The sequence below is a fragment of the Salimicrobium album genome (genome assembly GCF_900107115.1).
GTDB classification, from domain to species: Bacteria; Bacillota; Bacilli; order Bacillales; family Halobacillaceae; genus Salimicrobium; species Salimicrobium album.
In genome coordinates this window covers 15,947-29,188 of sequence record NZ_FNOS01000006.1, presented here as the reverse complement: position 1 = coordinate 29,188, position 13,242 = coordinate 15,947, and the positions used below count along the sequence as shown (strand labels likewise).

Genomic DNA, 13,242 nt, shown 5'->3' with positions numbered 1-13,242 from the left:
CGTTTGACAGGAAGCCCGAGGGGGAAAACAGAGGTACCTTAACTCAGGAGGAGAAGAGCTTATGGAAGAAACTGCACCCCACTCCCGTGTAAGCTGTACCAACGAATACGGCTCTTTAAAAAAAGTGATTGTCACCCCGCCCGATTATATGAAAATAACGGAACCGATCAATGAAACACAAAAACACTATAAAAATTCGAACATAAACCGGGAACGTGCCGCCGGTGAACATGCCGGTTTCCTGGATATACTGCGAAAAAACGGAGTTGAAGTCCTTGAGTTACCGGCTTTCCCGGATCTCCCCGAACAGGTTTTCACAAGAGATGTTGCTTTTGCTGTCGGAGAAAGGCTGGTCCTCGCTTCTATGGAAGAACCCGTACGTCAGGGCGAATCCGAAAGACTGAAAGAATGGCTTGATATGTACTCCATCCCTTATGAACGTTCCCCGGACGGTCACATTGAAGGAGGCGACGTTCTCACAGACGGGGACGTTATATGGGTGGGACGTGCCAAACGTACATCCAGCGACGCAGTGAAAGATTTGAAGAAGAGGTTCCCCGGCTATTCGGTCGAACCCCTGCCGCTGGAAGAAGACATACTTCACCTCGACTGTGTCCTTTCCATCCTGGATCAGGAAACTGCCATCGTTTATCCTCCCGCTTTCTCAGAAGGGGGACTCCGGAAAATTAAAACCCGGTATCCGGTTACGATACCGGTCACAGAGAACGAACGGTTTTACATGGGACCTAACATCCTGTCTCTCGGAAACCGCACCGTAGTCAGCCTCCCTTTCCAGGAAAGAATGAACAACGAATTACGTTCACTCGGATTCCACGTTATCGAACATGATTTTTCGGAAATCATTAAATCAGGCGGTTCCTTCCGCTGCTGCACCCTGCCGCTGATCAGAGATTGAAAAGGCGCACCCTGCTTACCCCTGAATTCCTGCACCCAGTGTTTTCATAAAGGGGCAAAGTTGTCTAGAATGTAAATGAAAACGATGTTACAATAATTCTTGGCTTACCAACCGTTTATACAGGAGCTTCCGGACTATTATTTCAGTTCGGGCTTTTTATCTATAAAATAATGAAAAAGGAGTCCATTATGCTCAAACAACAACCATTTATCCCCGTAGTTCTTGGAGCGAATATCGGCACGTACAGTATCGTCCGCTCCTTTCACGAAGCCTATAATGTAAAGTCGATCAGTCTTTCCAAACAGACTGCAGGACCGATAGACAAGTCGTCCATTATTGTCCCTATGACAGAAAAGTCGATGGGAGAGGAAGATGTTTTGCTCGCCAAATTGAAAGAAATCGGCAGCATGTACCCTGATCAGCCGAAAATACTTATTGGAAGCAACGACTGGCATATTGAATCCATCGTTGATTTCCATGGAAAACTTGGCGATGACTGGGTTATTCCGTATGTGGACAATCAGACGCTTCAAAAAATAATCCATAAGACAAGTTTCTACGATATTTGTGAAAAAGTAGGAGTCCCTTACCCGAAATACACCTATTTGAATGATGATGCCTCTCCGGGCGACGATGTGAACTTTTCCTTCCCCGTGGTTATAAAGCCTACCGACCGGGCCCTGTATGAATCCACCGATTTCGAAGGTAAGAAGAAAGTATTCATATGCGAGAACCAGGAGGAACTTGAGGATGTCACTGCCAGACTTAAAAAAGCCGGTCTTCATAAAAGTGTCATCCTGCAGGAATATGTACCGGGTGATGATTCAGCAATGAGGATATTGACTTTGTATGTGGGTCAGGATGGCGAAACGAAGTTGGCGTCGTATGGCCAGGTGCTGCTGGAAGACCACACACCCGGTGGCAGAGGGAACCCTTTGGCTATAAGAACGTTCAGTAACGACGAAGTAGTCGAACATGCAAAGAAAATCGTGGAACATACCGGTTTCACAGGAATTGCGAACTTTGATATTAAGTATGACCAAAGAGACGGAAAATATAAGTTTTTCGAACTGAACCCCCGTTTGGGACGAAGTAACTATTATATGACAGTTGGAGGACACAACCCTGTAGAATATTACGTAGAAGAGCATCTGCAGAAACGGGAGATCACTCCTGTGAAAGCGGAAAATGAAAAGCTTTATACGGTCGTTCCCAAGAAGCTTTTGTTGAAATACATCGCAGACAGCGAACTCAAGAAGACGATAAAGAGAATGTTCAAGGAAAATAAAGCCATAAACCCTATGTTTAACTTCAGTGTGGAAAAAAACCCCAAACGACGCTTCTACGTATATGCTTCCACTATGAACTTTTATAAGAAATTCAAGCAGCACCCGCCTTTTGAAAAAGAATAAGTTCCCAATAAAACCAAACAGAGGCACCAGAACCGAACGATAGTTTTTCGGTTCTGGTGCCTCTGTTATTCATTAAATCATGGTCATAGACGCGGGTTCCGCTTTTCGTGATCCAGCTTCAGCGTCCAGAAATTCATGTCATAAGCAGCACGGATCAGTGGAAGGAAAAACCGCCTTTCACGTGACCGGTCTGCTTATGCCCTTGTTTCTAATCGGACGCTTACGCTTTTCTTGATCCAGCTGCAACTTCCAGAAGTCCGTAAGGTAAGCCGGCCCTCCTGTTTCGGGCCAGAGCACCCGAAGTCTGGAATACCTGCTTATCTTAGAACTTATAAGCGAATGGCTTCGCTTTTCTTTATGCTTCTTCGTCGGCGAATCGTTTTATTCTTTCTTCGATTTCGTCACGTACCCGGCGGAAGACTTCCCACTTCTCTTCTTCCGTTCCTTCTGCACGTGCCGGATCATCGAATCCCCAATGGTAGCGCACAACTTGAATAGGGGTCATCGGGCACTTGTCGTTCGCATCCCCGCACAGCGTAATTGCGTAAGCGGCGCGGTTCAACACGACGTCATCGATAACTTCCGACGACTGTCCGCTGATATCTATCCCTTTTTCCTCCATCGCCTCCACAGCTTTCGGGTTCAGCCCGTGCGCTTCGATTCCTGCTGATTTCACTTCATACCTGTCACCCAGATACTTTTCACCGAAACCCTCCGCCATCTGACTGCGGCAGGAATTCCCCGTACATAAAAAGTAGATTATCGGTTTACTCATAACGCATTCTCCTTTCTAAAGTATAAATGTAAGCCATAGATACAATCCGACCAGCGTAATGAACAGGGTAGGTACAGTAAGAACAATTCCTACTTTGAAATAGTATCCCCAGGAAATACGGAACCCCTTCATCGACAGTACGTGCAGCCACAGAAGCGTAGCCAGCGACCCGATAGGAGTAATTTTCGGACCGAGGTCGGAACCGATAACGTTCGCGTATATAAGAGATTCCCGAATTGCCCCCGAAGTATTCGTCTCCGCTATGGCCAAAGCATCGATCATAACGGTCGGCATATTGTTCATCACCGAGGAAAGAATCGCCGCAATGAAGCCCATCGACACCGTAGCAGAGAACATACCCTGGTTCGCCGCAGTCTGGATAACACCGGCCAGTATGTCCGTCAGTCCTGCATTACGGAGTCCGTATACGACGATATACATGCCGAGAGAGAAAAACACGATAGCCCACGGCGCTCCTTTGACCACATTCATCGTCTCGACAGCACTGCTTCTTCGGGCCATCAGCAGGAAAAAGACAGCGATGAGGCCGGCAATGATGGAAACCGGAATGCCGAACGGTTCACTAATGAAATACCCGATGAGCAGGAGACCGAGGACACCCCAGGACATACGGAACATCTCATGGTCCCTAATCGCTTCTTTCGGAACTTTCAGCTGACTCAAATCATAATGCTCCGGCATATCTTTGCGGAAAAACACGTACAGTACGATTATACTCGCAATCAGCGAGAACAGATTCGGTATAACCATCCGTGACGCATACTCGACGAACCCTATGTCGAAAAAGTCCGCAGATACGATGTTCACCAGATTACTTACGATAAATGGAAGAGAAGTCGTATCGGCAATGAAGCCGCTGGCCATGATAAAGGGAAGAATCATCGCTTCTTTGAAATTCAGATTCCGCACCATCGCCAGTACAATCGGGGTAAGGATTAGCGCGGCCCCGTCGTTAGCAAAAAGAGCTGCTACCACTGCCCCGAGCAACGTTACGTAAACAAACATCAACTTTCCGTTCCCTTTGGCAATCCGGGCCATATGTAAAGCTGCCCATTCGAAAAAACCGATTTCATCCAAAATTAAAGATATAAGTATAACTGCTACGAATGCAAGCGTTGCATTCCAGACGATTCCCGTTACGTCCAGCACATCACCGAAATCTACGACTCCCAGTATCAGGGCTACTATTGCCCCGGCACAGGCGGACCATCCGATACCGAGATTTTTCGGCTGCCAGATTACGAGAACCAGCGTTGCAAGAAATATCGCTGTTGCAAGTATTGCCAAAACATCGTCATCCTTTCTCTATTTACATTCAATTCTTTTTCCCTGCCTCTCAAGTTCTGCAATCTTTTCCGATTGATCCGAGACGTAACCAATGACACCCAGGACGAGGTCATACGCTTCATAATTCTCATTTAGAGAATAGAACACCCAGTGTCCCCTACGGTCTTCCTTCACGAGCTTTGCATCACGCAGTTTGCGCAGATGCTGACTTACAGAGGGCTGACTCATTCCCAGCACTTCCGTGAACTCACAGACACAGCACTCCCCATTTTTCAGCATGCCTAGAATGGTAAGACGAGCTTTATCCCCAAGGAGTTTTAAAGCGGGTACCGCCTCTTCTATTTCCAATCGTGTTTTTACCATAGCTCCACCCCCACTCTATTATATAAGCATATAATTATATAAGTAAATGATTTTTTTCTTTTCATATAAAACCCCGGGCGATTTGAAGTCGCCCGGGGGTGCTCTGTCTATTATTTTACGTCATAACCCTGTTCTTCCACAGCATCTTTCATCTGCTCATCCGTAACTTTTCCTTCTTCATACGTTACGTCCACTTTTCCGGTGTCGAGGGATACCTGAACTTCCTTTACACCGTCCAGTTCAGCAAGTGCCCCTTTAACTGCAGATTCACAATGTCCACACGTCATACCTTCAACATTCAATGTTTTTTCCATTATTATACCTCCTTGATAGTAGTGAAAGCCTTAAATGATTAAGCGACTTTTTTTCTTCTCAGTCTCAGCGAGTTGGAAACGACGCTGACAGAACTGAAGGCCATAGCCGCACCTGCCAACCACGGTGCCAGAAGGCCGAGAGCCGCAATCGGAATACCTGCCGAGTTGTAAAACAGTGCCCAGAACAGGTTCTGTCTAATATTCTGCATAGTCAGGTTACTCAAATCGACGGCTTTGGAAAGCAGTTCCAGGTCGCCTCCGAGGATAGTCAGATCCGCCGTTTCGATGGCAACGTCCGTACCGGTGCCGATAGCTATTCCTATATCCGCTGCTGCAAGTGCCGGAGCATCGTTAATGCCGTCTCCTACCATTGCAACATGTCTTCCTTCTTTTTGCAATTGTTCCACGTGAAACGCTTTCTCTTCCGGAACGACTTCAGCGATAACTGTATCTATACCTACCTGACGGGCGATGGCCTGAGCCGTTTTTTCATTGTCCCCCGTCAGCATGACAAGATGAATGTTTTTATCGTGCAGTTTCTTCAGAGCGCTTTTCGCTTCCGGCTTCACCTGGTCGGCCACTGCAATGATACCTCGAACATCGCCGTCCAGTTCTACGAACATAACCGTTTTTGCTTCTTCTTCCCAACGGGCTGCCTGTTCTTCATAATCTGCAGCACCTTCTTCCATCCACTTCTTCGTTCCCACGCGTACTGTCTTTCCGGCAACGGTCGCCCGGACACCTGCCCCGGGGATCGCTTCGAAATTCTCTACAGGTTTCCTGTCGATATCTTTCCGATAAGCAGTAATCGCTTCAGCAAGCGGATGCTCGGAATAGGATTCTGCACTGATCAGATACTCAATCGCTTCTTCATCCAGCTCAATGTCCGTAACTTCCGGTTCGCCTTTCGTAATCGTACCCGTTTTATCAAAGACGATCGTGTCCAGTTTGTGTGTCGATTCGAGATGCTCACCGCCTTTGTATAATATCCCCATCTCGGCCCCTTTACCCGTGCCTACCATGATGGAGGTAGGAGTGGCAAGTCCGAGTGCACAGGGACAGGCGATAACGAGCACTGCAATAGATGCTTCAAGCGCAAGCGGCAGGTCTCCCGGGGCTACGATACCGAACCAGACCCCGAAAGCGACGACCGCAATCCCTACAACGATAGGGACGAAATAACCGGAAATCACGTCAGCCATCCGCTGTATCGGAGCTTTGGACCCCTGTGCCTGTTCGACGACCCGGATAATTCCGGCGAGTGCCGTGTCTTCTCCGACCTTTTTCGCCTTCATTTTGACCGTTCCATTTTTGTTGATGGTGGAACCGGTCAACGTTTCGCCTGCCGATTTACCGACCGGGAGCGCTTCTCCGGTCAGCATGGACTCGTCTACAGAAGTCGTCCCTTCGACCACGATACCGTCGACGGGTATTTTTTCTCCTGGACGAACGAGCACGATGTCGTCCACCTGCACCTGGTTCACCGGAACCTGCACCGTTTCTCCGTCTCTTACGACCGATGCTTCTTTTGCCTGCAGCTCCAGCAGTCCGGAAATTGCCTGAGTCGTTCTTCCTTTGGCAATTGCTTCAAAATATTTACCGAGTAAAATAAGCGTAATCAACACGGCACTCGTTTCGAAATACAGATGAGGGTCATACCCCGGGTTACCGATGGTACGTATGCCTTCCACTACACTGTAGAAATAAGCGGCGCTCGTACCGAGGGCTACGAGAACGTCCATGTTCGCTGACTTATTGCGCAAGTTGTTATAAGCTCCCCGGTAAAATGTCCACCCGATAACGAACTGTACCGGAGTAGCAAGCGCCATCTGGAACCATGGGTTCATCAGCAGAGCCGGAAGCTGCATACCGAATAGATGAGCAAACATAGTCAAAAGTAACGGAGCCGAGAGAAGACCTGAAACGATAAGCTTCTGCTTCTGCTTCGTTATTTCTTTTTCTTTATTGGACTGTTTCTCTTCTTCGGAAGCACGCAGGGCTGCATCATAACCCAGTTTTTTGATTTTAGCTATCATGTCATCTACGGACAAAGCTCCCGGACGATATTCGATCGTCCCTGTCTCATTAGCCAGGTTGACCGTTGCATTTTCCACACCATCCGCCTTATTCAGTACTTTTTCGATACGATTGGAACAGGCGGCACATGTCATTCCGCTAATGTCCAGTTCTACCGTATCTTTTTCGACTCCATAGCCAAGTTTCTCAATACGTGCTTCAATATCCTCCATATTTACATTTGAGGCATCGTAGTCAATACTCGCCTTTTCCATAGGAAGGTTCACCTGGGCGTTTACACCCTCCATTTTGTTCAGTGACTTTTCAATTCTTGTCGAACAGGCAGCGCACGTCATCCCGGTGACTCCGAGATTTACATGTTTTTCTTCACTCATCATTCCACCTCCTTATTTCCCGAACTGTTTCATCACTTTCATAAGTTCGTCTATGGCTTCTTCTCCCTCACCTTTCTTAATGGCGTCTGCTACACAGTGATGCGTATGGCGTTCCATGAGAGAATGCCCGACTTTGTTCAGGGCGCTGTCGATAGCAGATATCTGCACAAGAATATCTACACAGTATCTGTCGTCTTCTACCATCTTCTGAATACCGCGTACCTGCCCTTCGATCCGTTTCAATCTATTCAATACTTTCGCTTTTTCATCTTCCGTACGTGGAGTTACAGGTTCTTTACCGCTCTGTACAGGTAATTCTTCCATAACAACTCCCTCCTTCACTTAATATAATACCCCGTATAGGTATATCATTCAAATGAATTGCTCACTTTTCCCTTAAAATATAACGTTATATTACTACCGTTTAAATTATACGGCCTACGGGTATCCAAAAAAAGCAAGGAGGAATATTTATGCTTACAATAATCTCATGGATCGCCCTCGGTATCGGGTTGCTATCTTCATTGATCATTGTTGTCGATGTATACAGACATCCGCAGATGATGAAAATTATGAACGTGGTATGGCCTATCAACGGATGGTTCTTCGGTCCATTCGCTTTATGGACGTATTACCGCTGGGGCCGTCTGAAAGCGAAAGATAACGAAAGGAAAGACGAACGGGGAAAAGCAGCTAAAGTTTTCCTCTCCACCAGTCACTGCTCGGCCGGGTGCACTCTCGGGGATGCGGTCGGAGTTCCGATTGTAGCCGTCACAGGAGCGGCGATTGCAGGCTCTACCCTATTCGCTCACTACGCTGTGGAATTTATTTTAGCTTATGGATTCGGAATTGTTTTTCAGTATTTAGCTATTCATCCTATGAGTGAAAATAATACGACGATGGACTCACTGAAAGCCTCGGTCAAAGCAGACTCTCTATCTCTGATCACCTTTGAGATCGGAATGTTCGGATGGATGGCCATCGTACACTATCTTCTTTTCACGGAACCCCCTGTTCCTACAGAAGCCACCTACTGGTTCATGATGCAGATAGCCATGATTCTCGGGTTTATCACCAGCTATCCGGCTAACTGGTGGCTCGTTCGGAAAGGAATTAAGGAAGAAATGTAGTTTTTTTCTTTTTTTTCAAAATAAAATGTACGTATTTGAGTTGTATTTTATCAGAATATTTCGTAAAATCTTATTTATAACTTAAATTCGAGACGAAAAAGGAGAGATTTTATGACATCTCAACAATTGCACACTCTATACTACACTTGCCCGGTCTGCGAAGGCTCCGGGAAATATACCGAATACGATGACGGAAAGGCAAGTATGCTTGCTGCCCACTATTTCGAAGTAACGGATAAGCAGGCGGAGGAAGTATGGGCCCAGGCTTTTAATGAAACAAGCTACGAAATCGACTGCACTGCCTGTCACGGCACGGGCACCCGTCTGAACGCCGAAGGACAGGAAATGTATCAATTCCTGCAGCAACATGCCTAAAAGAAAAGCGGAGCCATTCGCTTAGAAGTTCTAAGATAAGCAGGTACTCCGGGCTTCGGGTGCTCTGGCCCGAAACAGGAGGGCCGGCTTATCTTACGGACTTCTGAATGGCGGAGCTGGACACAAAGAAAAGCGAAAGCGTCCGTTCAGAAATGAGGGCATAAGCAGACCGGTCACGTGAAAGGTGGCTTTTCCTTTCACTGATCCGAGCTGCTTGTGACATGAATTTCTGGACGCTGCAGCTGGATCAAGAAAAGCGGAACCGCCCGTTTAGAAGTTCTGGGCTAAGCTGGAGGCTCTTCACCGAAAATAAGTTTACTGCGTCGGACACCGCTTTCCATATTAAAAAAACAGGCTCCATCCAAAAATTATCAATGGATGGAGCCTGTTTTGATTTTGTTTATTCCAGGCGAAAGCTTTTCCGCAAGGAAGCTATTATCTCCTCTGCAGATTTACCCATTCCTGCTTCAACAGCCGCCACATATCCGCCTTCCACAAGGGGGATGTCTTCCGCTACGTGGCATCTCTCTGTCTCCGTCAATTCTACGGCCATTTCAGCATTCATACCGGCACTTCCGATGTCATACAAAAGCAGAACGCCGTTTCCATCATCCGCTTCTTCCACAGCCTGCTGGATCTTAGGGGCGCTGGTGCCGATACCACCTTCCTCGGTGCCTCCGGCAGGCACAACCTTCACATTCTTAACTGCCTCCGCAATTATATCCCGGGTACCTTCGGCTACTTTGGGACTGTGAGAAATCAGTACAATTCCTGTATTCGCCATCGTTTATTCTCCTTCCTCCCAAACATCTGCCAGTGCCTGGAATAAATAGAAGGAAGAAGTGGAACCGGGATCGATGTGACCTTTGGAACGATCCTGCAGGTAAGCGGCTCTTCCTTTTGTGGCTACCGTATCCTTCGTACCTTCCATCGCCTGTTCCGCTACTTCCACTAATTTCCCGGCGTTGACGTTTTGTCCGTTCTTCAGGAAATCTGCAACAGGATGCCATACGTCGATCATAGTTTTTTCTCCCTGCTCCGCTTTCCCGCGCTGTTTCATTCCATTCAGAGCTTCTTCCACGGCCTCTGCAAAATCAGCCTGAGTTACGGACGGCTTATCTCTCAGAAACATGGACATTTTCAGAAAAGCAGTTCCGTATAAGGGACCGGATGCGCCCCCGATTTTTGACATAAGGACAGTGGCGGTATCCTTGAACACCCCTCCGACCGTTTCATACTCTGAACTGCTGACTTTGGCTTCCGCTTCCTGGAAACCCCGGGACATGTTCAGACCGTGATCACCGTCTCCGATAGCCTGGTCCAGTTCCGTAAGATACTCTTTATTCGATTGTATAAGGGCGTTCGTTTTCTCCACCCACGTTACTGCCTGTTCCGCTGTCATTACCATCATTTCAAAACCTCCTATCTGTGAAACGCAGGGGCTACTGCCTCTGCATCAAGCAACTGTTTTATTTCTTCATCGACTTTCATCAGTGTTATGGAAAAACCGGCCATTTCAAGGGAAGTCATATATTCCCCGACAAATGTATGGGTGACGTTTATGCTTTTCTCGCGCAGCTTACTGTGTATGTAGCGGTTTACTATGAACAGTTCGGATTCTGGAGTCGCTCCGAGACCGTTAACCATGACCGCTACTTCCGATTTATCGAAATCAACGCTGTCTTCCAGAACTTTTTGAAGCAGTTCTTCGGCAATGTCATCAGCAGGAGCAATCTTTTCCCGCTTCGTCCCCGGTTCGCCGTGTATACCGATTCCTACTTCCATCTCGTCATCTTCCAGTTGAAAATTAGGTTTCCCTGCCCCAGGGATGGTACACGGAGACAGAGCGACTCCCATGGATCTCGTGTTAGCTACCACTTTTTCAGCTGCTTCTTTCACCTCTTTAAGAGATCCTCCGGCTGCTGCTTTAGCTCCGGCTATTTTATGGACAAAAACTGTCCCTGCAATCCCCCGGCGACCGGTAGTGAAAGAACTGTCCTCCACAGCGACGTCATCATTGACGACTACCTGCTCAACAGAAATACCTTCCGCTTCTGCCATCTCTCTTGCCATTTCAAAGTTCATAACGTCACCGGTGTAGTTTTTGATGACCAGAAAAACGCCCTGCCCGCTATCTACGGCACGTATTGCTTCTATCACCTGATCCGGCGTCGGAGAAGTAAACATTTCCCCTGCCACTGCCGCATCAAGCATACCGCGCCCAATATAACCGGCGTGCGCAGGCTCGTGGCCACTGCCCCCTCCGCTTACAATTGCAACCTTACCTGCGACCGGTGCATCCTTTCTTACGAGCACCGTCGTATCCTCCAGGTTTCTTACCTGTTCCGGGTAAGCCAGCGTCATCCCCTCAAGCATTTCCCTGACTACATCCTCAGGGTTGTTAATCACTTTTTTCATAAACGATTTCCCCTTTCCGGTTGTTAAAAAAACACACGACAATCTAAGGTATACTTAACGATTGTCGTGTGGTCTCCACTTCTGTCACACTTTTTAACTTATACATTTACTTTATATCCACTTGCAAACGGTGTCAAACATCAGGGCGTGGTAAAAAAATCCAAAAAAAGACCCTTCCCTGATGAATATTGAGAAAGGTCAAACTCCCACTCTCCCGTTAAAATAGCTGAAGCGTTTCTGAACGAAGAAACGACTCTCCCACAAGTCTTCCGTTCAGTGTATTTATTATAATGGTTTTTTCTAGTAAATATAACCTATTTAGGGTAGAATATGACTAGGTATTACAAAAATTGTGACAATTAAATGAAAATACTTTCCTTTCTTCCGTGAAGTCCCGCCAAGGACATAATGAACTTTATCATGCTCCACTTGAAACCTAAAAAGAAAGTAAAGGGAGAGGTATGTATGAAACCGATTCGCATACTGGTTGCTGACGATCATGCTGTCATTCGCGATGGTTTCCACACGATTTTGTCTACGGATAAAGATATGGAGGTTACGGCCGTGGCGAAAGATGGAGCGGAAGCACTGGAACAATTGAAACAATATGCTCCCGATGTTGCCCTTATCGACTGGGATATGCCCGGTATGAATGGCTTGAAAGTTATGCAAAAGGCTATAGCGGAGGGAATCGGTTCAAGTTTCGTCATCCTCTCCTCCTACCACGACGATCATTTAGCTATTGAAGCTTTCAAAAAGGGTGCGAACGGTTTTTTATTGAAAAACAAGGAAGCCGAGAACATCATTTTGACCGTAAAAGGCTGTGCTAAAGGAAAGCTCATTTTCCCTGCCGAATCCGCAGCGGGCCTCCGCCGTTCCCTGATCATTAAACACAATAATATTTTCTCCTCTCTCTCCGAAGCTGAAGATGAGGTTCTTGCGTGTGTAGCCGAAGGAATGAAAAATAAAGAAATCGCCGAAACCCTTTATTTGTCGGAAGGAACCGTACGAAACTATATAAGCTCCCTGTACAAAAAACTTAAAGTAAAAACCCGAAGTGAAGCGATATCTCTGTACAAATCCCGGCATTATTAAAAGAAAAGCGGAGCCGTTCGCTTAGAAGTTCTAAGATAAGCAGGTACTCCGGGCTTCGGGTGCTCTATCCCGAAACAGGAGGGCCAGCTTATCTTACGGACTTCTGAATGGCGGAGCTGGATCATGAAAAGCGTAAGCGTCCGATTAGAAATGAGGGCATAAGCAGACCGGTCACGTGAAAGGTGACTTTTCCTTTCACTGATCCGTGCTGCTTATGGCATGAATTTCTGGACGCTGCAGCTGGATCATGAAAAGCGGAAACTTCCGGTTAGAAGCGGTGGCGTAAGCAGGAGGTTCGCTTTTCAGGTGTCCTTTCCTGAAAAAGAAACTACGGCTTGGACCGTGGACTTCTGGGTGGTGCAGCTGGACACAATGAAAAGCGGAAACTTCCGGGTAAAATTTCCGGATCGAGGCAGATTAGACATACAAGCAGAAAAAAGCGTACCCCCCGTTCATCAGACAGGGAGTACGCTTTCTTTGATTTCCTGTAAGACCTCGTCATATCTTTCTGGTTCAAGCATCAAATCAGGGCTCCAAAAAGTCTCCATCCATTTCACAAGCTCTTCTTTTGAATTGAAAACTTCACCGCTTCGATCGAAATTCTGAATCATATACCTGCCGTTATCCTCATCCGACACCACTAAACAGGGAAGGGCACATTCCGTCGTCATGAACTCGTACTCCATGTCACCACCTCCTGCAGGCTCTTTCTTTATAATATACCC

The 13,242-nt window shown here is 47.1% G+C and carries 15 protein-coding genes; 5 read left to right on the top strand and 10 right to left on the bottom strand.

Features of this window, described 5'->3' with window-relative positions; translation table 11 throughout:
* The first annotated feature begins 61 nt into the window (after positions 1–61).
* Both BLU03_RS11400 and BLU03_RS11395 read left to right on the top strand, forming a co-directional pair.
* Positions 62–916 (top strand): dimethylarginine dimethylaminohydrolase family protein, encoded by an 855-nt coding sequence (locus tag BLU03_RS11400; RefSeq protein WP_093107875.1) that lies wholly within the window; start codon positions 62–64, stop codon positions 914–916.
* A 188-nt stretch (positions 917–1,104) separates the two neighbouring features.
* On the top strand, positions 1,105–2,328 hold the full coding sequence (locus BLU03_RS11395; protein WP_093107873.1) for a carboxylate--amine ligase: 1,224 nt from the start codon (positions 1,105–1,107) through the stop codon (positions 2,326–2,328).
* A 355-nt stretch (positions 2,329–2,683) separates the two neighbouring features.
* Here the strand turns inward: BLU03_RS11395 and arsC are convergent, their stop codons facing one another.
* From arsC to BLU03_RS11365, 6 genes are all read right to left on the bottom strand, one after another.
* Entirely contained in the window at positions 2,684–3,103 is a 420-nt protein-coding gene (gene arsC / locus BLU03_RS11390) for an arsenate reductase (thioredoxin) (protein ID WP_093107871.1), read from the bottom strand.
* Positions 3,104–3,118: 15 nt separating this feature from the next.
* Positions 3,119–4,411 (bottom strand): arsenic transporter, encoded by a 1,293-nt coding sequence (locus BLU03_RS11385; RefSeq protein WP_093107869.1) that lies wholly within the window; start codon positions 4,409–4,411, stop codon positions 3,119–3,121.
* An 18-nt stretch (positions 4,412–4,429) separates the two neighbouring features.
* On the bottom strand, positions 4,430–4,774 hold the full coding sequence (locus BLU03_RS11380) for an ArsR/SmtB family transcription factor (protein ID WP_093107867.1): 345 nt from the start codon (positions 4,772–4,774) through the stop codon (positions 4,430–4,432).
* A 110-nt stretch (positions 4,775–4,884) separates the two neighbouring features.
* On the bottom strand, positions 4,885–5,088 hold the full coding sequence (gene copZ, locus BLU03_RS11375; RefSeq protein ID WP_008591150.1) for a copper chaperone CopZ: 204 nt from the start codon (positions 5,086–5,088) through the stop codon (positions 4,885–4,887).
* A gap of 38 nt (positions 5,089–5,126) precedes the next feature.
* The gene (locus BLU03_RS11370; RefSeq protein WP_093107865.1) at positions 5,127–7,499 is read right to left on the bottom strand and encodes a heavy metal translocating P-type ATPase; all 2,373 of its coding nucleotides are present in this window, start codon (positions 7,497–7,499) and stop codon (positions 5,127–5,129) included.
* A 12-nt stretch (positions 7,500–7,511) separates the two neighbouring features.
* The gene (locus tag BLU03_RS11365; protein ID WP_008591145.1) at positions 7,512–7,823 is read right to left on the bottom strand and encodes a metal-sensing transcriptional repressor; all 312 of its coding nucleotides are present in this window, start codon (positions 7,821–7,823) and stop codon (positions 7,512–7,514) included.
* A gap of 149 nt (positions 7,824–7,972) precedes the next feature.
* On the opposite strand from BLU03_RS11365, the gene BLU03_RS11360 reads away from it, so the two are divergent.
* Positions 7,973–8,629 (top strand): DUF4396 domain-containing protein, encoded by a 657-nt coding sequence (locus BLU03_RS11360; protein ID WP_093107863.1) that lies wholly within the window; start codon positions 7,973–7,975, stop codon positions 8,627–8,629.
* A 111-nt stretch (positions 8,630–8,740) separates the two neighbouring features.
* Complete coding sequence (locus BLU03_RS11355; protein ID WP_008591140.1) at positions 8,741–9,004, top strand: hypothetical protein; 264 nt, start codon at positions 8,741–8,743, stop codon at positions 9,002–9,004.
* Positions 9,005–9,404: 400 nt separating this feature from the next.
* Here BLU03_RS11355 and dhaM read toward each other — a convergent pair whose 3' ends face one another.
* Genes dhaM through dhaK form a run of 3 tightly spaced genes read right to left on the bottom strand, consistent with a single transcriptional unit; the run spans position 9,405 to position 11,422 of the window.
* Entirely contained in the window at positions 9,405–9,788 is a 384-nt protein-coding gene (dhaM, locus tag BLU03_RS11350) for a dihydroxyacetone kinase phosphoryl donor subunit DhaM (protein WP_008591138.1), read from the bottom strand.
* Between the two features lie 3 nt (positions 9,789–9,791).
* Positions 9,792–10,412, bottom strand: coding sequence for a dihydroxyacetone kinase subunit DhaL (gene dhaL / locus BLU03_RS11345; RefSeq protein WP_076572034.1), 621 nt, complete (start codon positions 10,410–10,412; stop codon positions 9,792–9,794).
* A 14-nt stretch (positions 10,413–10,426) separates the two neighbouring features.
* Positions 10,427–11,422 (bottom strand): dihydroxyacetone kinase subunit DhaK, encoded by a 996-nt coding sequence (gene dhaK / locus BLU03_RS11340; RefSeq protein WP_093107861.1) that lies wholly within the window; start codon positions 11,420–11,422, stop codon positions 10,427–10,429.
* A 465-nt stretch (positions 11,423–11,887) separates the two neighbouring features.
* Between dhaK and BLU03_RS11335 the strand changes: the two genes are divergently transcribed.
* A complete protein-coding gene (locus tag BLU03_RS11335; protein ID WP_008591131.1) occupies positions 11,888–12,517 on the top strand; it encodes a response regulator in 630 nt (209 codons plus the stop codon).
* Between the two features lie 455 nt (positions 12,518–12,972).
* Here the strand turns inward: BLU03_RS11335 and BLU03_RS11330 are convergent, their stop codons facing one another.
* Positions 12,973–13,203: a hypothetical protein gene (locus tag BLU03_RS11330; protein ID WP_076572005.1), complete on the bottom strand. Its 231-nt coding sequence runs from the start codon at positions 13,201–13,203 to the stop codon at positions 12,973–12,975.
* Positions 13,204–13,242: the final 39 nt, after the last annotated feature.